A 20,009-nucleotide genomic window follows, 5' to 3' on the forward strand; every position below is an offset into this window, starting at 1 on the left:
CTCGCGGTAGCCGTTGCGCTGGTTGACGCGCTCCGGCGTGCGTTCGCCGTGTCCGGCGCCGCACAGGCCGTCGACCTCCAGGTCCATCAGGCGCTGCGCGACATAGCCGATCATCTCGCGCAGCAGGTCCAAATCAGAGCCCTTCTCCAGAAGCTCGTGAAGCGCCATTCTGTCCATGGTCATCGGGGTCCTCGCCAGTCTCGTTCAAGGTTGTGGTGACCCGAACCTACCGGAGATCCTCGATGACCGCCCCACTGTGGATAAGCGGCCCGCCTACGCCAGCTCTGGGGGGCGCTGCGGCGGGCCGCTTACCCACAGCTCGTACACCACCTCGGGGGACGCGGCCGCCGGGGACCCGTCATCCGTATATGGCGGACCCGCATCAAACCGGCTGCGGTTCAATGGGCGACGGCGCGCGAGCGGGTGCGCGCCTTCGGATGACGGATGCCTTCAACCGCAGGCTCTCGGTCCAGGCCGGCGGATAGGGGTCGCTGCCGAACGTCCAGGCGATGCGAACACGGCCGTCCACGGCACGCAGGCGGACGCTGGCCTCATGGCCGTCCTTGCCGGCCTGATGTGCCGCTTGAACGGCGGCGATGAGGGCAGCCTCCCGACCGCCGGAAAACGGACCATAGCGCTCCCGCTCCAGAAGAATGAACCAACCATTCGAACGTTTCGTCACAAAATAGTGTGCGCGTGCCATACCTCACCTCTCTCAGCCGCCGGCAAGACGCGGCGCCCGGTCGCCCGACATGCCGACGAGGGGCCTGTGCGTCACGGCAGTGCTCCGCTGTTGGCAGCCGTGCCGAGCGCCCGATCACTCGCGAGCGGCTCCTGCCCGAGGTGTGACCTCCCAACTCATTGGCAGACAGCCCCGAGTATCCCGCATATGACATATGGGGACTTCACTCGTCGCAATCGAAAAGAAATTATGGATAGGCATAGACGCCCCTTGATGCAAAACAGGATCGCGGTGACGCCGTCGCGATGAAAATATCGGATTGAAAAATTTCGGACGAAAACACACGAATTATCGCGGCGCTCTTGAAATGTTCGTGATTTTCAAACCCGGGACAGGCATGATATCAACGAATCCGGGCGCATCCTGTGCCTTCGATCCATCCGGGCCGATCCATCCGGGCATGAGCGGGATTCAGCGATGGAATGGTGCAATGCCCTCACCGCCACCGGGATGCAGATGGTCATTGAAACGAATGGCCGGAATGACGAGCTTCGGCCTTTCAGCGGCATGTCCTGCCGGCGAGCCGCCGAATTGTGCAGGTCGTCCCCCGGAATGCGACCCACCCCACGGGTTGACCCGACGGAGTTGGTGGTAGCGCCGGCATCACGGAGGGGGCCGCCATGATTCTCCCCGCAGGTGCCGTCGACCACCGGCCCACCCCGGGTTCATCGTCCACCACGGCTCCTCTGGAGAGAGACTCCGCCGGGCCGCCCGTTGCGGTGATCGGAATCGGCGCATCGGCCGGCGGACTGAAGGCGATCACCGCTTTTCTTGCCGCCTTGCCCGGGGCGAGCGGGCTGGCCGTCGCCATCGTCCAGCATCGCTCACCGAACAATGAACGGTTGATGGTCGACCTTCTGGCAAAAGCGACGGCGGTCCCCGTCCTCGGCGCGAAGGACGGAGACGAGATCGCGTCGGACCACGTCTATGTCATGCCGGCTGGTTGCATACCCGGAGTCGCCAACGGGCATTTCACCATCACCGATCCGGACATCGTCGGTACGGCGCTGCCCATCGACATCTTCTTCCGCTCCCTCGCCGTGGACCGGCAGCAGGGGGCGATCTGCGTCGTCCTGTCCGGTTCCGGTGCCGACGGAACGATCGGACTGAAGGCTGTGAAGGAAAGCGGCGGGCTGGTGGTCGTCCAGGACCCTGCGACGGCGGCGTACGACGGCATGCCGCGCAGCGCCATCGCCACCGGCCTCGTCGACTATGTCCTGGCACCGGAGCAGATGCCCGCCGCCATCGTCCGGTTCGCGCAACAGCCCTACGTGCGCGACGGGGGCGAGCCGAAGACCGCAAACAGTGACAATGACCGGGACCTCGACCGCATCCTGTCGCTGATGCAGGCGCGCACCCGCTACGACTACCGCGCCTATAAGACGCGGACCCTGGCCCGTCGCATCGAGCGACGCATGGGAATTCATCATATCGGCGAACTGCGTTCCTACCTGGACTATCTCGGGAAAAATCCCGGCGAAGTGGAGCAGTTGACGCGGGATATCCTGATCAGCGTGACACGCTTCTTTCGCGACCCCGAAGCGTTCGCCGAGTTGGCGGAGCAGGTGATCACGCCGCTGGTGCGGAACCGCCCCGCCGACCGGCCCGTCCGCGTCTGGGTGGCCGGCTGTGCGACCGGTGAAGAGGTCTATTCCATCGCCATGCTGCTGGTGGAAGCCTGTGAATCATTGAGTAAGCCGCTTGAGATCAAGGTGTTCGGCACCGATCTCGATGCCCATTCGCTGGATGTCGCACGCGCCGGCATCTACCCGGACACCATCGCGGTCGACGTCTCGCCCGCCCGCCTCGGCCGTTTCTTTACCAAAATCGACGCGGGCTACAAAGTGAACCGGCAACTGCGGGAATCCGTATCCTTCGCCGTTCAGAACGTGATCAGCGATCCTCCGTTCTCAAGCCTCGACCTGATCAGCTGCCGCAACATGCTGATCTATATCGAGCCGACGGTCCAGCACTCCATCCTCAACCTGTTCCATTTCGGCCTCGTCGACGGCGGCTGCCTGTTGCTGGGCTCCGCCGAGACCATCGGCTCGCAGACGGATCTGTTCGAGCCACTGTCCAAGAAGTGGCGCCTCTATCGCAAGCTCGGAACGGGTCGGCGGAAAAGCGTTGCGCTGCCGGCATTCGGGCACGGGGGGCACGGCGGCGCGCCGGTGCCGGCGATTGCCAGCCGCATCGGTCCGGCCGAAATCACCCGACAGGCGCTTCTTTTCGCCTACGCCCCGGCGGCGGTGCTGATCGATCAACGGCTCCGTATCCTTTATCTGTACGGGCCGACCGGCGACTTTCTCGACCTGCCCACGGGCGAACCGCCGCAGGACCTGCTGACGATGATGCGCGGCGACCTCCGCCTGAAGGTCCGCGGTGCCGTGGAGCAGGCCGTGGCCTCGAACCGCCCCGTCACCATCGGGGCGGTCCGCCTTTCCCGTCCCGGCGCACAGGCAACGGTTTCGATAACGGTCACGCCGGTCCGAACGCCGAGAACGGCCGACGACCTCCTGCTGGTGACGTTCGTCGCCGACACCACGGAGCCGCCGGCACGCATCACCGGAACCGCCGCAGACATGACCGGGGTCCCCGACGCCACCGAGGCGGCCGTCCTGGACCAACTGGAGAACGAGCTCCGCATCACCCGCGAGGATCTGAACGCGACGATCCAGGAGCTGGAAGGATCCAACGAAGCCCTTCGCGCCGCGAACGAGGAAATCCTTTCGGTCAATGAGGAACTGCAATCATCGAACGAAGAACTCGAGACTTCAAAGGAGGAATTGCAGTCCCTCAACGAGGAGTTGGGCACGGTAAACGCGCAGCTCCATGAAAAGGTGGACGAACTGGAGACGGCGACCGACGATCTGACAAATCTGCTGTCGAGCACGGACATTGCGACACTGTTCCTGTCGCCGGATCTGCGGATCAAGCGCTTCACGCCGGCGGCAACCCGCCTTTTCGCCCTCATTCCAACGGATGTCGGCCGGCCGATCACGGACATTTCACGACGCTTCACCGATCCCGACCTGGTCGCCGACGTCCGGCAGGTGAACGCCAACCTGACGCCGATGGAACGGGAAGTGGAGACGGACCATGGCTTGACGTTGCTGCGCCGCGTCCATCCCTACCGCACCCGGGGTCAGCGGATCGAGGGCGCGGTCATCACGTTCAGCGACGTCACGGCTCTCAAGCGGACGGCGGCGATCCTCGCCGCCAGGGCGCGCCAGCAAAGACTGGTGGCGGATCTCGGCCGCACGGCCCTGGCGGGCGAGGCCCCCCGGATTCTTCTGGAAACGGGCTGCCGGCTGACCGGCGAAATGCTGGGCGCAGACTGCGTCGGCATCCTCGCACCGTCGGACACCGGCCGCGGACTCGTGCTGGTGGACGGCTTCGGCTGCGACCGGGCCGTGGACAGGCCGGCCGTTGCCGAGGTCGATCCCGCGACGCTCGTCGGTCGCGTTTTCCATTCGCGGCAGCCGGCGCTCGTGGCCGACTTCGCCGCCGAAGGGCTGCGGCCGGGCGGTCCGCCCATCGCTCCTCCGGAGGCCGCGAGCGGCATCGCCGTTGCGTTCGGCGACGCTGCCAAGCCGCCGTCCATCCTCGCGCTGTTCAGTTCCCGGTCACGCTCGTTCGATCGCGACGATCTCGAGTTCGTTCAGGCGGTCGGCAACGTGCTCGGCCTCGCCATGGAGCGGGCCGCCACCCTGGAAGCCATGAAGGCCGCCCGCGACTTCGCCGAAGCGATCGTCGACACCGTGAGGGAACCGCTGCTGGTCCTGGACCAGGCACTGCACGTGGTCGGTGCGAGCCGGGCCTATCACCGGATGTTCGGTACGACGCCGGAGGGAACGTTGAGGCAGCCGCTGTCGGCGCTGGCGGATGGAATCTTCCGGGAACCGGCGTTGCTGGAAAACGTCCGGACGGTGGTCGCCGACGGCACCCCGATGGAGGAATGGGAAATCCTCTCCGGTGCGGGCGGCCCCGGGCCCCGGACGCTCCGGCTCAACGCCCGACGGCTGAACCACTCCGACCGGCAGGTCCTTCTTGGCATCGAGGACGTCACCCTCGAAAAACGGGCAAGCGAAGCCTTGGCCACCGCGAAAGTCGCTGCGGAGCACGCCATTGCCGGCAAGACGCGCTTCCTCGCCGCCGCCAGCCACGACCTTCGCCAACCCGTGCAGGCGGCGGTCCTGTTCCACCATCTCCTCAGCGAAAAGGGCATGGGCGATACGGCGGTGCCGCTGATGCAAAACCTGGGCAGCACCCTGGAAGCGCTGCGTTCGATGCTGGATGAAATCCTCCACGTGTCCCGCCTGGACGCCGGCGTGGTCGAGGTGAAGCCGCAGGCGTTCGCGCTGCAACCCCTGCTCGGCCATCTCGCAGACGAGTTCGCCCCCCTCGCCCGGTCCACGGGTCTCACCCTGCGCTCGGTCCGGACCAGCCTCTCGGTCCGCAGCGACCCGGCTCTGCTGAGCCGCATTCTGCAGAATTTCGTCGCGAACGCGATCAAATACACCGAGCATGGCCGCATCCTGGTCGGGTGCCGTCCTCGCGGCGGCACGGTTCGCATCCAGGTGTGGGACACCGGACGCGGTATTCCCGAAAGCCAGATCGCGGCAATCTTCGAAGAGTTCCATCAGGTCGACAACCCCGGGCGCGACCGCAGCCGTGGATTGGGGCTCGGCCTCGCGATCGTCGAGAGATTGGCCAAGCTGCTCGGGCACCCCATCGGCGTCCGGTCGGTGCCCGGCAAGGGATCGGTCTTCGAAATCGTCATCCCCACCGCCGCCACCGCCGGCGTCGAGGCGCCGGCGGTGGCGCCTCCCGCACCACCAACGGTTGGCCGCGGCCGGCACGTCCTGGTGATCGACGACGATCCCGTCCTGCTCAACGCCATCCAGCTCTTCATTGCCGGACGCGGCTTTGCGGTGTCCGGCGCGTCGGACTTCGACTCCGCCATCGCCGAGGTCTCCGAACAGCGGGCTCCGGACCTCGTCGTCGCCGACTACCGGCTCCAGGGTGACGACACCGGGTCCGCCGTCATCAAGCGTCTGTCCGCCGCCCTGGGAACCGCGCTGCCCGGAATCATCCTGACCGGCGACACCTCCCCGGACCGCATCCGCGATGTCCGCGCAAGTGGTTTCGTCCTGCTGCACAAGCCGGTCTCCCCGGACGACCTGCTGGCCGCCATCGCCTCGGTGCTGGGGCAAGGGCGCGACGGCTGAGCGGCCTTCGTATTACCGCTCCAATCCATGCCGGGGCCTTCCGGACGTCGGACCGCGACGGTCCATCGTCCCGTCTCCCCCCGGCCGGGATGCGCAGGAACCGTCCGGGCTTGAGCAAGATGCGGGCGCCGGAGGCTCACTCACGGTCGCCGCTCGAGGGAACCCTGGCGTCGGCCGCCGCTGTCGCGGATGACCAGTTCGCCTTCGGAACCGCGGTCGACGCTGCCGATGTCGCGTCCGTCAGTGTCACGCAGCACGTACGTCCCATTCACACCCTCCTCGATGGACCCGACCTTGCGATTGCTGCGGTCACGCACGCTCCCCTCGGCATCGACATGGTTCCCCGGATTGAAGAGGTGCGTGGGAAAGCGCTCACGGGTCTGCGCCGCCACCGCGCCTGCCGCGATGGAAAGGACGAGGGCGGTCATGAGGGCGGTGACGGTGGCCTTGATGGTGACCTTCATGGCGGACCTTCGGGGTGAGTCCGGGTTGTGTGCCTGTCCGTGCGCAGCGCCGTCATCCGACGCGTCCGTCCCGACCACGGCATCATCATTCCGCACGGGCATGGAGGCGGACACCACGCTCATTCAGGGCGTCGGCCCACTGCGCGGCCTCATGGAAGGACAAACCACGTCGAACGGCCTCATCGACGAGTTCGCCGTCGACAACGGTGGTATCGATGACCATCCAGCCATCGAAATCGAATCGCGCTCCGTATTTTGGCATTATCATTTAAGACACATGGTGGTGCAAGGCCACGAAAGCCAGTGCGCAGATGATTATCTATGAATTTTGCCAAAATATATTTCCCACCCTTTCGCCGAGTTGTCTCCACATCTGACGGCGACCGGTCCGGAACGAGATGTCCAACGAAGCCGAAAGAGGAACGTCATGCCGCCCGAGACCACCTTCGTCGCCACCATCGTCCTGGGCCTGGTTCTTGCCTTTTTCGGCGGCATTCTCGCCAGCAAGCTCAGGCTGCCGCCTCTCGTCGGCTATCTGCTGGCCGGCGTCGGGGTCGGCCCGTTCACACCCGGTTTCGTCGCCGACGCAGGCCTTGCCGCCCAACTCGCCGAGATCGGCGTCATCCTGTTGATGTTCGGTGTCGGGCTGCATTTCTCCATCAGGGACCTTCTCACCGTCCGCGCGGTCGCCATACCCGGTGCTCTCGGACAGATGGCGGTGGCGACGGCGCTCGGCTTCGGCCTCGCGCAGTTCCGGGGCTGGCCCATCGGCGCCGGCCTGGTGTTCGGACTCGCCCTGTCGGCCGCCAGCACCGTGGTGTTGCTGCGTGCCCTCGAGGAACGCAACGTCCTGGACTCCGCGAACGGCCGGATCGCCGTGGGATGGCTCGTCGTCGAGGACCTCGCCATGGTGCTGGCTCTGGTGCTGCTGCCGGCCCTGGCGGGGGGGCTCGGCGGCGGCCAGGGCGACGTGGCGGATCACGGTGCCCCGCTCGCTGTCACCCTGGCGCTGACGCTGGGCAAGGTCGGGCTGTTCCTGGGGCTCGTGCTGACGGTCGGCACGCGCGTGATCCCGTGGCTCCTGGAGCAGGTTGCCCGGACCGGTTCGCGTGAGCTCTTCACCCTTTCGGTGCTCGCGACCGCCCTCGGCATCGCGTTCGGTTCCGCCGAACTGTTCGGCGTTTCCTTCGCACTCGGAGCCTTCTTCGCCGGCGTCGTCCTGAGTGAAAGCGACTTCAGTCACCAGGCCGCGGCCGACGCGCTGCCGCTTCGCGACGCCTTTGCCGTGCTGTTCTTCGTGTCGGTCGGCATGCTGTTCGATCCGTCAATCCTGATCCGTGAGCCGCTTGCCGTGCTCGCGGTCGTCCTCATCATCATACCCGGCAAGTCGTTCACGGCGTTCGTGATCGTGCTGGCGTTCGGTTATCCGGCATCAACCGCCCTGACCGTCTCGGCCAGCCTGGGACAGATCGGCGAGTTCTCGTTCATCCTGGCGGGGCTCGGGGTGGCGTTCGGCGTGCTGCCCCCGGAAGGGCGCGACCTGATCCTCGCCGGAGCCCTGCTGTCGATCACCCTCAACCCGCTGGTGTTCGCCGGCCTCGACCGGCTCTCGGGCTGGCTGCACGAGCGGCCGAACCTGTTGGGCCGCATCGAACGTCGCGGCAATGATCGTCTCGCGGTGCTGCCCGCGGTCAACGGCGGGGGCCCGCGCGACCATGCCATCATCGTGGGCTATGGTTGGGTCGGGAGTGTCGTCGGCAAGGGTCTGAAAAGCCAGAACCTGCCGATCGTGGTCGTCGACCGGAACCGTCGGCGCGTCGAAGCGTTGCGCGAGCGTGGCGTGCCGGCGATCTACGGGGATGCGGCCACACCGGGGATTCTGGAAGCCGCCGGCGTGCACCGGGCCCGGCTTGTCGTGGTCGCCACGCCCGACGGCTATCGGACGCAGCGGATTCTCGATCTCGCACGCCGGCTCAACCCCGCCATCGATACCGCCGTGCGCACCCACAGCGAGGCCGAACTTGCCGATCTTGAGCGGCAGGGCGTGGGAGTCGCGATCATGGCGGAGCGCGAACTCGCCTTCGGGCTGATGGACTATTGTCTGCGCAGCCTTGGCGCCACCGGCGACGACGCCCGGCAGGTGGTCCAGAGAGTGCGGGTCGGAGGCGCCGGCGGTGTCTATGACCGGCGGCGCGTCGTGCCCTCTCGCGGCGCGCCGGAACTGCGCCAGCACCGCGACGAGTCGCTGCCACCGGACTGACGGAATTCACCTTTCCGGCGATCCGGTGAGAACACGATTCTGTCATACTGCCTCGGCAGAAGCAGTCCTTCATGGATCGGAGGCGTATGCCCCTTCTACGGCTCCTTCCATGATTCCAGAACTCCATCAGAGCAACGCTGAATTTCTGCAAATCGTGGTATATGTCTTGGCAGAATCACTGGCGCCATGGGAGGCATGACATGCCATTACGCGCAGAATACACCCTGCATCAGTCGGACCTTACCGAGTTCTTGTCCGCCCCGGTGTGGGAGGAAAGGAACGGAACCGCGCTCAGCGTCCTCTCGGCGTTGGCGCGGCTTGACATCGACCCTTGGGAGGAGGCCGCCCGTTTGGCAGCGTTGCCGAGAGAAGCTGCGGCCTCGGCACTCACCGTCATCCTGCGCCGGCTCCCCGGACCGCAGATGGACACTCCGGAAGCCGCCAAGATCGCGGATCGATTGGTGAGACTCCTGCCCGAGGGCGGATCCGTCACGACGGCCAACGGCAGCGCCGGCAGCCGGATTCGTCGCGTCAACATCGCGAACCGCTGGCTTCTCGTCGCGCTCGTGGCGATCCTGTTCACCTGGGTGGTGGTCGGTTTCTGGTCCTGACACCGCCTTCGGCCCGCGACAGCGCCCGCGTTTCGGGCGACACCAGGAACCGGCCCATCCGTTGAACGGCCGTCACGGCGGCGAGGTCACGCCGGACAGCGTTGCCGAACCCGGCCGGCGCGGGTTCCCCGAACCCTCCCGAGCCAACCGGCGGGACGCTCCGCCTCAGGATGAGGCACTCGAACAGCTCAGCGTTCAAGCGGTGCGCCCACGCCTGCAACCCGCCGAACCCTTCCTGTACCGAGAATGCGGTTGGGCCAATTTTCATCCGGCCTTTATAAAGGCCGCACACCTTCATTTGAGGACCGGTCCGAGCGCATCGGTACATGGGCGCCGGGACTCCCGGTGTCCCGCCCGTTTCTCGAACGGACCGGAGCGCAAGGATATGAGAAGGAGCCGATCCGACCGATGAAAGTCTTCCACTGCCAGCACTGTGGCCAGATGGTCTACTTTGCGAACACCCGATGTGAGCGCTGCGGACACCGTCTCGGCTACCTTCCCGATCGTGTGATCCTGAGCGCCCTTGTCCCGCTGGAGGGTGACCGCTGGAGTGCCCTGGCCGCTCCCGACGAACCGTCCCGGTTCTGCGCCAACGCCGTCCATGACGTCTGCAACTGGCTGGTTCCGGCCGGGAGTCCCGACGCCTTCTGCCGGGCCTGCCGTCTCAACCGCACGATTCCCGACATCGACGGATGGGAAAACCGGGTGCGCTGGCAACGCCTCGAAACCGCCAAGCACCGCCTCGTTTATGGGCTGCTGAGGCTTGGCCTGCCTCTGACGAGCCGGTTCGACGATCCGCAGGCGGGACTCGCCTTCGATTTCCTTGCCGCCCCGGACGGGATGGGCCGCAACCACGCGCAGGTTGTCACCGGCCACGCCGCCGGTCTGATCACCATCGACATCGCCGAGGCCGACGATGCCGAGCGGGAGCGCCACCGGCGGGACATGGCGGAGCCGTACCGCACGCTGCTCGGACATTTCCGCCACGAGATCGGGCACTATTACTGGGAGCGGTTGGTCCGCTGCGGACCATGGATTCCGGCCTTCCGCAGCCTGTTCGGCGATGAACGCCGGGATTATCGTGCAAGCCTGGACGCGCATTATGCGCAGGGTCCGCCGGCCGATTGGCAGCAGCGCTTCGTCAGCGCCTACGCCAGCACCCACCCCTGGGAGGACTTCGCCGAGACCTGGGCGCATTACCTGCACATCATGGACACGCTGGAGACGGCGTACGAGTTCGGCCTGCGAGTCCGGCCCCGGGGAGGGAGCGATCCGACCCTGACCATGGACATCGACTTCGATCCGTGCCGCCAGCGGGACTTCAATCTCCTGATCCGGGCCTGGCTGCCGCTGACCTACGGGATCAACAGCCTGAACCACAGCATGGGCCTGCCCGATCTCTATCCGTTCGTCCTGGCCCCGACCGTGATGGGAAAGCTGCGCTTCGTCCATGGCCTCGTCTTCTCCTGACGGTCCGTGGCGTGCCGGCTCCGGTTGAAGGTGGGCGCCAAAGATCCCCCTATTTGTAGGTAAAACATTCTCCGACGCGTGGATCGTCGATCCACCTTTTTGAGAGTAGACTTCCCCTTTCATGCACTCCCCGGAGTATACGGCCATGCCAGGCGTCTCCATAGCCTTGATCGACGTGAACAATCTGTTTCGTCAGGGCCTGAAGGCTCTTTTCGCGGAACGGAACTTTCACATCTCGAAGGAGGCGTCGTCCCTCGCGGCGGCACTCCGGGTGGTCCCGGAGGGCGACGCACCGCAGGTCATTCTGATCGACCCCGTCGGCATCGGCGACGCGGCGGAGCTGGTCCGATCGCTCAAGGCGGCATGCCCGCAGGCGCGCATGGTGCTGCTCACCGGAAAGCTGGACACGGGCATCATGACGAAAGCCATCGAGGCCGGCGCGGACGGGTTCCTGATGAAGGACATATCGATCGAGGCACTGACGCAATCGCTGCGGCTCGTCATGATGGGCGAGAAGGTCTTCCCCAGCCCCTTGGCCGCACTGCTGATCAGCGGCCGCCTGAACGTCGCCGACACCGGCCTGCCGGCCTCGCACAAAGGCGTGTCGCAGCGCGAGGCGCAGATCCTGCGCTGCCTGCAAAACGGCAACTCCAACAAGGTGATCGCCGGTCACCTCGGGATCACCGAGGCGACCGTCAAGGTCCACCTCAAGAGCCTGCTGCGCAAGATCGACGCCTCGAACCGCACGCAGGCCGCCATCTGGGGCATCAACAACGGCTTCGCGGACGGGAGCGGCAAACAGCGGACGGCCGTGGCGTAGGATCGCGGGCCGCTTCTAAGGCGGCGCCGCCGAGGAGACCGTCATGGCCAAAGAACGGAAACGCGGCAATCGGGACGTCCGCAAGCCGAAGCAGAGGAAGGGAACGGCAGCGGCTTCCGCCGCGACGCTCAAAGCGCTTCTGACGCCCGCCACGAATGCAAAGAAGAAGGCATAGGATAAGAGGATGCGGCCGCCCGCCTTGTCCGGAAAAGCCGGTGCGGTTCAGTCCATTCTCCTTGACGCTCGTCGGCGGCGTGTGCGCACCGCCGACGGTGTTCCGGCATTCACAGGCGCTTCATGCCTCGTCGTATCCGGGTTCCCGCTGGTGACCCGTTTCATCACCAGGTGTGGGCGTCGGTGTCTCATTGTCGGGGTCCCGGTTCGTCGGCTTTTTGTCGGCCTCGTTCCTGGAGGACGGCGGGGTGGGCTTGGCGTTCGTATCGGTGGGCATGTTCATGTGTCCTGATCAAGGGATGGTGAGTGCTGATCTCGCCGGACCGGGAGGCCTGGACGGCGTGGGGGTGCACGGTTGCCGACACCCATTTCCGCCCTGCCGCCGACCTCCGCGGTGCGGTGCCGGCGCTCGGCTGGTCCATTGCTCTCCGGGGCGATCGCGTCGACGGACTCCGGCGCACCGCAACCGGCGCACCGCGAAAGGAATGCGCGGAAAGGGGAACGGGGCGCGACGGCCGGCTTCCCCGGGGCCAAGTCCGGCCGCTTACACCGATTTGAGGTCCTCGGCCGAGCTTTTGCCGCGTTTCGGATCGTGCATTTCCTCATAAGAGACCTTCTGGCCTTCCTCGAGGCTTCGCATGCCGGCGCGCTCGACGGCGGATGCGTGAACGAAAACGTCCGCGCCGCCATTATCCGGCTGAATGAAACCATACCCCTTGGTGCCGTTGAACCATTTGACGGTGCCGATCGACATCGCTGTTCTCCTGTGATGCGGGTGGCGACCTCACCTCCTGTGAGGCGCATCATCGTCTGGCCAAGGAAGCGCAGCGGTGCCATTCCCGGAGGGCGATGCAGCCGAACGACCGAAGCAGAATGATAAGCAGAACATGGGGACCGGACTGACAACATTCCATTCCGCAAATTGGCTGATGATCTTCGGGTCGTGTCCGGAAAAGTATTTCGGCGATGATCGGGAAGATCGCCGGCACGGCTGGGTAGATCCCATACCCGATCGCGTCGCCGCCGGCCGGCCCGATCGGGCACGAACACCTCGAATGGAAGGGTTCCCTGGTGATCTGCCACCCTCCATGCTCTTCCCCCGCACTTGGGCAACCGGAACTCTGGAGCGAGGCGATGAAGGCGACCACCATCTGTGCCGTGGTGAGCCTGGCGGCCATCAGCGCGACCTTGGGCGACCGGGCATTCGGCCAGATCTTCGTCAATGGATGCGAAATCCGTGCGCGAACCGGATGTGCCGGCGCCGACCTGTCGGGTGCGGACCTCCGCGGCGCCGACCTGTATCGGGCCGATCTCTCGGGTGCCGACCTATCGGGTGTGCAGATGTACTACGCGGAACTCGGGGGCGCCACTCGGACCGACGGCCGTATCTGCCCTGAAGGAGCCGTCGGCGCGTGCCGTTGATTTGGCACGGCATTGTCGCTGCGAGCCGAGGAGAGGCCCTCGTGCCGGCCGGACGCTCTTGCCCACGACCAATCCGACGAAACCGCCGAAAGCCGCGGCGGCTCCGCTCGAGGAGGGTGCCGTCCGGCAACGAGCCGGGCCTTCCTGAGCCGAGTGCCGTCGCTCCCCGTCAATGCCCGGTGAACGACGCCGCGCCCCCGGATCTCCGCCGGAGTGAGCGGAATCCCACCATCTTGCCTTGATCCTCGTCCCACAATGCGCAAGTCGTCGCCTTGAGGCCGCTCCACAGCGTCAGCGTCGGCGCCCGCCGGAGAGACAAGTTCCGGTTATGACACTCCTCCAGCCGATAATTGGGCACGTGCGGACTGAGATGGTGGACATGGTGGAAGCCGATGTTTCCGGTGAACCATTGAAGCGGCTTTGGAAGATTCAGATGCGAGCTGCCCCGAAGCGAGGCGTCCACGTGATTCCAGTCGGGCCGCCGCGCCCAAAGCGTGTCCTCGAACCGATGCTGAAGCGAGAAGAGCCAGACACCGATGATCGACGCGACCGCCATGATCGGGAGATGGACCATCAGAACGTTTTGGAACCCCAGGACGCTACCGAGGATTGTCACGAGAGCGAGCAGCGCCAGGTTGGTCAAGTGCACGCCCAGACGCTCCTTGCGCCAGGATCCGGGGGCATCGAACGGGAAGCGGTAGAGCAGGAGGAAGACCAGCGGCGGAATGAGAACGAAGGAGACGGCGGGATGCCGGGATATGCGGTACGCCAGCCGCTGCGCACGGGACAGGCGTTTATACTCCCGCACGGTCAGGCAGTTGGAATAGATGTCCAGGCCGCTGAGACGGCGGTCCAGGTTGTTCCAGTTGGCGTGATGGCCGGCGTGCTGACGGCGCCAACTGAAATAGGGAGTGAGGGTGATCAGGCTGCACACCATGCCAAGGGCGTCGTTCGCCCGGCGCGAGCGGAAGAACGAACCGTGGCCGCAATCATGTTGGATGATGAAGATTCGCACCACGAAGCCGGCAGCGGGGATCGCCAGGGCAAGGGTGAGCCAATAGGAAAACTCCAGGCTCGCATACATGGCGGCGCACAGTGCGAAGAACGGTATGAACGAGTTCACGACCTGCCACGCGCTGCACCACCGGATCGGCTGCTGGCACACCGCGATGGCCGCGCGCAAGGAGGTGAGATCGGTGTCGCGCTCCAACATCCGGGGTTCCCCTGCTTATCGAATGATCCGCAATCCCCATCAGAACAGCGGTCGGCAGAGAAGCGAAGCGTCGCGGCGGAGGTGCATACGGACAGTCGGACGCAATGAGATTACTTCCGCGGACCATGGACGACGCGAGTGATGAAAGGCGGGTTGCACCGGGTTTGCGTTGCCTGTCCGGACGGTCATTGCGCCCGGAGAGGTGTTACGAACACAGACGTCGGAAGTGGCATTGCGAACGAGGCGAATGAGGCCGGTGGAAGACTTGCAGCGGCCGTCACCGGCGATGCCGCTCGGCACCATCCGATGGGGGGCGCCGGTTCACCGCGGCGTGTCCGAACATCCTCATTGCCCGAGTGTTGAGCGGTTGTGCGAACCGGCTCTCCCGCGGAACGGCCACGCCGTCCGCCTTGCGAATCGAATCTTGGGGGAGACGCAAACTTGCAGGAGCAATCATGATCAGGTTCCTCACCTTTACCCTGGCCGCTCTGGCCTTGGCCGTACCCGGTGGTGTGTCGGCGCTCACCTACGGCGCCGCCACCTGTGATCAGCTCGTCGATGAGGTCATCGAAACCAAGAAGCGCTTCGACGCGGTCGCCGCCGAGATAAGCCGCCAAGGTGAGCAGCCGGCCACCAAACAGGAAACGGTTCAACTGTCCTTGCTTACCCAGCGGCACGATCGGGCGTTTGCCGTTCTGGCCACACGATGCCCGGAGACCCTCGCCGACATCAACTTCGATTGACCGGTGGAGAGGCTCCGATGCGCTCCCGGTTTGGAGGTGTCCGGCATCGGGGACCCACTCTCGATCCCTCCGCTTCGGTGCGCCCGCGAACCGACCTTCTACGAGCCGGCGCGGGTGACCACGGGCTCGAACAGGACGATGACGGACGAGCAGCAGACCCGAAGGAGGATCAGGACCACGGAGCCGGCGGCAATAGGTCGAGACCACCCCACGCGTGCCGAGGCAGGCCGATCAGGTGCTTGCCGGCGGAGAAGGGGGCCGGCGGAAAAAAGAGTGCGGTGAACGCGGCCGGGGACAGCAGGACGTCGTCGACGTGCGGACCGCCGCGCCGCCTTCTCCCGACGGCGTGGCCGGCCCGAGGGTCCGTTCACCCGGTCGACGGCGGCGCCGCGGGCGGTTGTTGAAGGGTCATCGCCCCTCCCCCGGCGCCTCGGCCAACTCCGTCGCCCCCTCCAGCTCCTCCGGGTCGACGGGCACGAGTTGTTCGCCGTCCGTCGATCCCGGCCGTTGCGGCAGGCGAATCCACGTCCCGATGCGGCGGTACGCGGTGAAGGAGAGGAGTTCCACCAACTCCTCCTCGGTTTCCACGACATAGCGTCCCGCCGGCTGCACATCGTCCACGGCGCGCAGCGCAAAGGGGCGGTCGAAGGTGACGGTCCTGACGGACATGCGGCTGCTCATCCGGTTTCTCCGGTGTGGCGGCCGAACACGGCGACACCCCGGACCGCCACAAGCCGGTCGTGTGTCGGAACGTCTGTCGGTGAAGACGTAAGCGGAGTGCCGGACATCGCTGTCCTCCTGTGTCGCGGTCAGTGATGCCGCCGGGCCAGGTAGGCGGCCCCGTACCACGAGGCGACGACGACAGCCACGGTCCCGTAGATCCACCATGGGTTGCCTCCCGACAAAACGGACGCGAGAACGACCGCGGCGAAGCTCGTCAAAATGATGATCGCATCCATGGCGCCACATCCCTTCATGTCGGATTCCGCGCGCCCTTCCGGGAACGCCGGATTCCGTGACCGGCGAACACCGCCGCACCGCCGCGGCCGCCTCCGCCTGGCGAACAGTCTTCAGAGCACGGTTTCGACGCCGAGATCCCCTTCGCGGCCGATCACCGTCACCGCAACACTGTCACGGTAGCGGGTGAGCCTGAGATCGACCCGGGATCCGCACAACGCCAATCCCCTGAGATCGACCCGGTCGAGGAAGGCGGGCAGGGATGGCCGGCAAAACCGGATTGCGCGGTTCGCCGGATCGAACCGCAGGCCCAGGCTCGCCCCCAAAAGCCCCAGCGGCGTGGCCGCCGCCCAGGCCTGCGGGGCGCAGGCGACGGGATAGAAGGTGGGCCCACGGCCCGGACGGCGGGGAAAGCCGCAGAACAGTTCCGGAAGACGGCGGAGATCGATGAAGGCCGCGGCGGCGAACAGTCCCTCGAAGATCCGCATCGTCCGATCGAAAAAGCCATAGCGCTCGAACCCCATCGCGATCAGGGCGTTGTCGTGCGGCCAGATCGAGCCGTTGTGATAGCTCATGGGGTTGTAGCGCGCTTCGTTCGACGCGAGGGTGCGGATGCCCCAGCCGGAAAAGGACTGCGGGCTCATCAGGCTGTCGGCGACACGCGCCGCGCGTTCGGGCGAGGCGATGCCGGCAAACAGGGCATGCCCGGCGTTCGAGCTGCGGATCCGGCAAGGCCGCTTCTCGCCGTCGAGCGCGATCGCATAGGTTCCAAGGTCTTCGCACCAGAACGCCGCCTCGAAGCGAACGCGAAGCTCTTCGGCGGACCGTTCGAACCGGTCGCCCAGCGCGTCTTCGCCGGCGCGGCGGGCCAGAGCCGCCCCCGCACGCTTGGCCGCATACACGTAGGCCTGGACTTCGCAGAGCGCGATCGGACCTCGGGCCATGCTGCCGTCCGCATGGGAGACGGAATCGTGACTGTCCTTCCAACCCTGGTTGGCGAGCCCTTCGTCGGTCCGGCGGCCATATTCGACGAACCCGTCCCCGTCGCGGTCGCCGTAGCGGTCGATCCAGGCGAGCGCCGCCTTGACGTTCGGCCAGATCGACCGGATCGCCTCGAAGTCGCCGGTCCGTTCCAGATAGGCGCCCGCCAGCATCACGAAGAGCGGCGTCGAATCGGCGCTGCCGTAATAGTGCCGGAAGGGCACTTCACCCAGCGCGGCCATCTCGCCGCCCCGCGTCTCGTGAAGAATCTTGCCGGGCTCGGCATCGGCTTCCGGTATCTCCTCCGTCGCCTGGGTGGCGGCGAGGAAATGCAGGACCCCCTTCGCCACGTCCGGATCGGACCAGAGCATCTGAAGCGCGGTGAGCAGGCCGTCGCGCCCGAAGGGGGCGTTGAACCAGGGAATGCCGGCGTAGGGGTAGGGGCCGCCGGGCTTGTCGGTCATCAGCATGTAGAGGTCCGCGGACGACCGCTCCAGGGTCTCGTCGAAGACCGAGTTGGAGGTTGAAACCCCGGCCGCGCGCGACCTGGAGGCGGCCAGAGCCCGCCGGGCCTGTCGCAACTCCCGCATGAATCCCGGCGCGGGCGAGTGGTCGGTGACGCGATCGTCCAGGGCGATGTCGACGAAGAAGGACACCTGCTCGTGGGGCTTCAGCAGCACCTCCCAGACGGCTGAAGCCGCCGTCAGCGCCGTTGGCTCCGGTTCGAAGCCCAGGCGTGTCGTGCGAACGACCCGGTCGAGACCGTTGTAGCGGAGCGTGACCCGATCCGGGCCGACGTCCGGAACGCCCATTCCCCCACGCCTTGGCCGGCTGGATCCCCGGACCTCGAACAGGTCGGCGAAGTCGCAGGCGAAGCGTATCGCGATGCGAACACGCTGCTCGGCAAGACCATGGTTGCGGACGGCGATCCGCTCACGGCAGGTCTGCCGCCACAGGAAGGTGGCCCGGCGGATGTGGATCGTATCCTTCTCCATCAGGAGTCGGTCGCCGTCGAAGAGATCCGGATTGGTCAGATCGCACGTCAGCAGCGCGTTGTCCGAACGGACGGTCGAACTCAGGAGCATCGGCCGCTGTCCGTTGATCGACAGATCGAGGTGCGAAAGATAACGGGTGTCGCGATGGAAGAGCCCTTCCGGGGTCGAGGGGCCGGCCAGCACGTCGCCGTTGTGGTCGAAGACGGCAAAGGTGTCGCCGTGCTTCAGCATGCGCGGCCGGCGCTCCTGAAGCGAAGAGGTCGCCGCGATGTAGAACTGCGGCACCCCCGTGGCCCCCGGCTGGGTCGACCGTTCGACGGCGTTGAGCATGGGCCTTGTCCTTGTTCGGGATGCCGGGATCAGGCGACCCGGCGCGGGGCGACGCGGCCGAGCGTCAGCCGCTCATAGATGGCGAGGTAATCGGACGCCATGCGATCGGCGGTGAAGCGTGCGTCGAACCGGCGTCGCACGGCGGCCCGGTCGAGCTCCGGCAAGCGGCGGACGGCGTCGACGGCCTGGTCCACGTCATCGACGATGAAGCCGCTGGTCCCGTGATCGATGACCTCGGGGACCGAGCCGCAACGGAAGGCGATGGTGGGCGTTCCGCAGGCCATCGCCTCGATCATGACGAGACCGAAGGGTTCCGGCCAATCGATCGGAAACAGAAGTGCATCCGCCTTGCCGAGGAAATCGAGCCTTTGGGCCTCGTCGACTTCACCGATGAACCGGACCTGATGCCCGTCGATCAGGGGTTCGATCTTCTCGGCGAAATAGGCCTGGTCCACCTTGTCCACTTTGGCGGCGATGCGCAGGGGCATGCCGGCACGACGGGCGATCTCGATGGCGCGGTCCGGGCGCTTTTCCGGTGAGATCCGGCCGAGAAAGGCGAGATACCCTTCTCCCGCGCCACCCGGCGGCGGATAATCGGCCGCCGGCAGGCCGTGATACACGGTCCCGACCCAGTTCACCGGCGGCATCGGGGCGCGCTGCGCCTTCGAGATGGACACCAGCGGGACGTCAGAGAATTCGCGGTAGAAGGGCTGCAGATCGGGAAGGTCGAGCCGCCCGTGCAGGGTCGTCACCGCTCGTGACCCGAGTTCGCGAAGAAGCGGCATCTGCACGCAGTCGATGTGGAAGTGAAGAACGTCGAACTCGTCGGCACGCTGCCGGACCTTCTCGAGCATCAGGGACATGTGCGGAACGATGTCCAGGATCGCCGGATCGAGACGCAGGGCCTCGCCGGAACAGGCGACAAGGCTCGCGGCGGTGACGGAATCTCCGCTCGCGAACAGGGTGACGGCGTGGCCTTGTCCGGCCAGCGCCTCGGTCAGATAGGAGACGATTCGTTCCGTCCCGCCATACAGCCGAGGGGGAACCCGCTCCATCAAGGGTGCGATCTGGGCAATTCTCACGGTCGGCCTCCTGGTGGTGGCGGCCGTCCCGATCGGTCAGCCGAATTAGCATTTATTATCGGGATTATTTAGGTTATTCCGCAGGTCGGCGAAGCCATAAAACAAGCATCTGAAACCAGAACCATTTATTTAGGACGAACGACGTATTTTCAACCACATCACTCCAATGTTTATTTTAGTCGTTGATCGGCGAGTTGTTGCATGGATGCCGGCCGTGGTCGAGTCGCTCAGCCATTCGGCTTTCGCTCCCACAGATCCGGGCTCACGGCTTTCCCGCACCCGGCTCTTTCCGAAGGCGACCCGCATCATGCCGGACGTCGCGTCCATGGGTGCGTGATCCGAGGTGGTGGCAGGGGGAAGCGCGCCGTCAGAACCTGGGTCAGACAGAAGACGATGCGTTCGGTCCCGCCATACAGCCGGGGGGGGGTGAACCGCGCCGGGTTTCCCGGCAACTGTATTCAAGCTGCATGTGGCGGTTGGTAATCGGTGCCCGTCGCGAGCATCGCGTTGAGGG

At 65.8% G+C, this 20,009-nt stretch carries 18 protein-coding genes; 9 read left to right on the forward strand and 9 right to left on the reverse strand.

The annotated features are described in order from the left end of the window. Together G472_RS38395 and G472_RS38400 are read right to left on the reverse strand one after the other, a co-directional pair. Positions 1–183, reverse strand: a 183-nt coding sequence (locus tag G472_RS38395) for a transposase (RefSeq protein ID WP_029009827.1), incomplete at its 3' end; no start/stop codon positions are given. A 199-nt stretch (positions 184–382) separates the two neighbouring features. Then, a complete protein-coding gene (locus G472_RS38400; protein WP_084536893.1) occupies positions 383–703 on the reverse strand; it encodes a hypothetical protein in 321 nt (106 codons plus the stop codon). A 659-nt stretch (positions 704–1,362) separates the two neighbouring features. On the opposite strand from G472_RS38400, the gene G472_RS37580 reads away from it, so the two are divergent. Continuing rightward, positions 1,363–5,973, forward strand: coding sequence for a chemotaxis protein CheB (locus tag G472_RS37580; RefSeq protein WP_084536894.1), 4,611 nt, complete (start codon positions 1,363–1,365; stop codon positions 5,971–5,973). 140 nt (positions 5,974–6,113) lie between these two features. Here the strand turns inward: G472_RS37580 and G472_RS0124320 are convergent, their stop codons facing one another. Next, complete coding sequence (locus G472_RS0124320) at positions 6,114–6,437, reverse strand: hypothetical protein (protein WP_029010458.1); 324 nt, start codon at positions 6,435–6,437, stop codon at positions 6,114–6,116. Here G472_RS0124320 and G472_RS39110 point away from each other — a divergent pair. The 6 genes from G472_RS39110 (at position 6,424) to G472_RS40685 (ending at position 11,773) form a co-directional block, all read left to right on the forward strand. Then, positions 6,424–6,762, forward strand: a complete 339-nt coding sequence (locus G472_RS39110) for a hypothetical protein (protein ID WP_156927243.1) — start codon at positions 6,424–6,426, stop codon at positions 6,760–6,762. The genes G472_RS0124320 and G472_RS39110 overlap by 14 nt on opposite strands. A gap of 102 nt (positions 6,763–6,864) precedes the next feature. Continuing rightward, a complete protein-coding gene (locus G472_RS0124325) occupies positions 6,865–8,697 on the forward strand; it encodes a cation:proton antiporter domain-containing protein (protein WP_029010459.1) in 1,833 nt (610 codons plus the stop codon). Positions 8,698–8,897: 200 nt separating this feature from the next. Continuing rightward, on the forward strand, positions 8,898–9,308 hold the full coding sequence (locus tag G472_RS0124330; RefSeq protein ID WP_029010460.1) for a hypothetical protein: 411 nt from the start codon (positions 8,898–8,900) through the stop codon (positions 9,306–9,308). A 408-nt stretch (positions 9,309–9,716) separates the two neighbouring features. Further along, entirely contained in the window at positions 9,717–10,778 is a 1,062-nt protein-coding gene (locus G472_RS0124335; RefSeq protein WP_029010461.1) for a zinc-binding metallopeptidase family protein, read from the forward strand. Between the two features lie 145 nt (positions 10,779–10,923). Further along, the gene (locus G472_RS0124340; RefSeq protein WP_029010462.1) at positions 10,924–11,598 is read left to right on the forward strand and encodes a LuxR C-terminal-related transcriptional regulator; all 675 of its coding nucleotides are present in this window, start codon (positions 10,924–10,926) and stop codon (positions 11,596–11,598) included. Positions 11,599–11,641: 43 nt separating this feature from the next. Beyond that, a complete protein-coding gene (locus G472_RS40685; protein ID WP_281173366.1) occupies positions 11,642–11,773 on the forward strand; it encodes a hypothetical protein in 132 nt (43 codons plus the stop codon). Between the two features lie 543 nt (positions 11,774–12,316). On the opposite strand, the gene G472_RS0124345 is transcribed toward G472_RS40685, so the two are convergent. Beyond that, complete coding sequence (locus G472_RS0124345) at positions 12,317–12,526, reverse strand: cold-shock protein (RefSeq protein ID WP_029010463.1); 210 nt, start codon at positions 12,524–12,526, stop codon at positions 12,317–12,319. A 380-nt stretch (positions 12,527–12,906) separates the two neighbouring features. Here G472_RS0124345 and G472_RS35400 point away from each other — a divergent pair, with 380 nt between their 5' ends. Beyond that, positions 12,907–13,194, forward strand: coding sequence for a pentapeptide repeat-containing protein (locus G472_RS35400; RefSeq protein WP_051341215.1), 288 nt, complete (start codon positions 12,907–12,909; stop codon positions 13,192–13,194). Between the two features lie 169 nt (positions 13,195–13,363). Here the strand turns inward: G472_RS35400 and G472_RS35405 are convergent, their stop codons facing one another. Further along, positions 13,364–14,407 carry a fatty acid desaturase gene (locus G472_RS35405; protein WP_035693645.1) on the reverse strand — a complete coding sequence of 348 codons (1,044 nt, stop codon included), beginning with the start codon at positions 14,405–14,407 and terminating at the stop codon, positions 13,364–13,366. A 455-nt stretch (positions 14,408–14,862) separates the two neighbouring features. On the opposite strand from G472_RS35405, the gene G472_RS0124360 reads away from it, so the two are divergent. Continuing rightward, positions 14,863–15,150, forward strand: coding sequence for a hypothetical protein (locus G472_RS0124360; protein ID WP_029010464.1), 288 nt, complete (start codon positions 14,863–14,865; stop codon positions 15,148–15,150). A 408-nt stretch (positions 15,151–15,558) separates the two neighbouring features. Here G472_RS0124360 and G472_RS0124365 read toward each other — a convergent pair whose 3' ends face one another. The 4 genes from G472_RS0124365 to G472_RS35410 form a co-directional block, all read right to left on the reverse strand. After that, positions 15,559–15,819, reverse strand: a complete 261-nt coding sequence (locus tag G472_RS0124365) for a hypothetical protein (RefSeq protein WP_245593573.1) — start codon at positions 15,817–15,819, stop codon at positions 15,559–15,561. A 140-nt stretch (positions 15,820–15,959) separates the two neighbouring features. After that, positions 15,960–16,109, reverse strand: a complete 150-nt coding sequence (locus tag G472_RS39115; RefSeq protein ID WP_156927244.1) for a hypothetical protein — start codon at positions 16,107–16,109, stop codon at positions 15,960–15,962. Between the two features lie 111 nt (positions 16,110–16,220). Further along, positions 16,221–18,413, reverse strand: a complete 2,193-nt coding sequence (locus G472_RS0124375) for an amylo-alpha-1,6-glucosidase (RefSeq protein WP_029010466.1) — start codon at positions 18,411–18,413, stop codon at positions 16,221–16,223. Between the two features lie 29 nt (positions 18,414–18,442). Next, positions 18,443–19,495, reverse strand: a complete 1,053-nt coding sequence (locus G472_RS35410) for a glycosyltransferase family 4 protein (RefSeq protein WP_035693646.1) — start codon at positions 19,493–19,495, stop codon at positions 18,443–18,445. Positions 19,496–20,009 lie beyond the last annotated feature (514 nt).

Origin of the sequence: Azospirillum halopraeferens DSM 3675, from assembly GCF_000429625.1 — a bacterium.
In the GTDB taxonomy this organism is placed as follows: Bacteria; Pseudomonadota; Alphaproteobacteria; order Azospirillales; family Azospirillaceae; genus Azospirillum; species Azospirillum halopraeferens.

Excerpts from the sequence above, each read along its gene's own strand:
- G472_RS38400 (WP_084536893.1), bottom strand. The coding sequence starts at position 703 with ATGGCACGCGCACACTATTTTGTGACGAAACGTTCGAATGGTTGGTTC.
- G472_RS37580 (WP_084536894.1), top strand. The coding sequence starts at position 1,363 with ATGATTCTCCCCGCAGGTGCCGTCGACCACCGGCCCACCCCGGGTTCA.
- G472_RS39110 (WP_156927243.1), top strand. The coding sequence starts at position 6,424 with ATGGTGACCTTCATGGCGGACCTTCGGGGTGAGTCCGGGTTGTGTGCC.
- G472_RS0124320 (WP_029010458.1), bottom strand. The coding sequence starts at position 6,437 with ATGAAGGTCACCATCAAGGCCACCGTCACCGCCCTCATGACCGCCCTC.
- G472_RS0124325 (WP_029010459.1), top strand. The coding sequence starts at position 6,865 with ATGCCGCCCGAGACCACCTTCGTCGCCACCATCGTCCTGGGCCTGGTT.
- G472_RS0124330 (WP_029010460.1), top strand. The coding sequence starts at position 8,898 with ATGCCATTACGCGCAGAATACACCCTGCATCAGTCGGACCTTACCGAG.
- G472_RS0124335 (WP_029010461.1), top strand. The coding sequence starts at position 9,717 with ATGAAAGTCTTCCACTGCCAGCACTGTGGCCAGATGGTCTACTTTGCG.
- G472_RS0124340 (WP_029010462.1), top strand. The coding sequence starts at position 10,924 with ATGCCAGGCGTCTCCATAGCCTTGATCGACGTGAACAATCTGTTTCGT.
- G472_RS40685 (WP_281173366.1), top strand. The coding sequence starts at position 11,642 with ATGGCCAAAGAACGGAAACGCGGCAATCGGGACGTCCGCAAGCCGAAG.
- G472_RS0124345 (WP_029010463.1), bottom strand. The coding sequence starts at position 12,526 with ATGTCGATCGGCACCGTCAAATGGTTCAACGGCACCAAGGGGTATGGT.
- G472_RS35400 (WP_051341215.1), top strand. The coding sequence starts at position 12,907 with ATGAAGGCGACCACCATCTGTGCCGTGGTGAGCCTGGCGGCCATCAGC.
- G472_RS35405 (WP_035693645.1), bottom strand. The coding sequence starts at position 14,407 with ATGTTGGAGCGCGACACCGATCTCACCTCCTTGCGCGCGGCCATCGCG.
- G472_RS0124360 (WP_029010464.1), top strand. The coding sequence starts at position 14,863 with ATGATCAGGTTCCTCACCTTTACCCTGGCCGCTCTGGCCTTGGCCGTA.
- G472_RS0124365 (WP_245593573.1), bottom strand. The coding sequence starts at position 15,819 with ATGTCCGTCAGGACCGTCACCTTCGACCGCCCCTTTGCGCTGCGCGCC.
- G472_RS39115 (WP_156927244.1), bottom strand. The coding sequence starts at position 16,109 with ATGGATGCGATCATCATTTTGACGAGCTTCGCCGCGGTCGTTCTCGCG.
- G472_RS0124375 (WP_029010466.1), bottom strand. The coding sequence starts at position 18,413 with ATGCTCAACGCCGTCGAACGGTCGACCCAGCCGGGGGCCACGGGGGTG.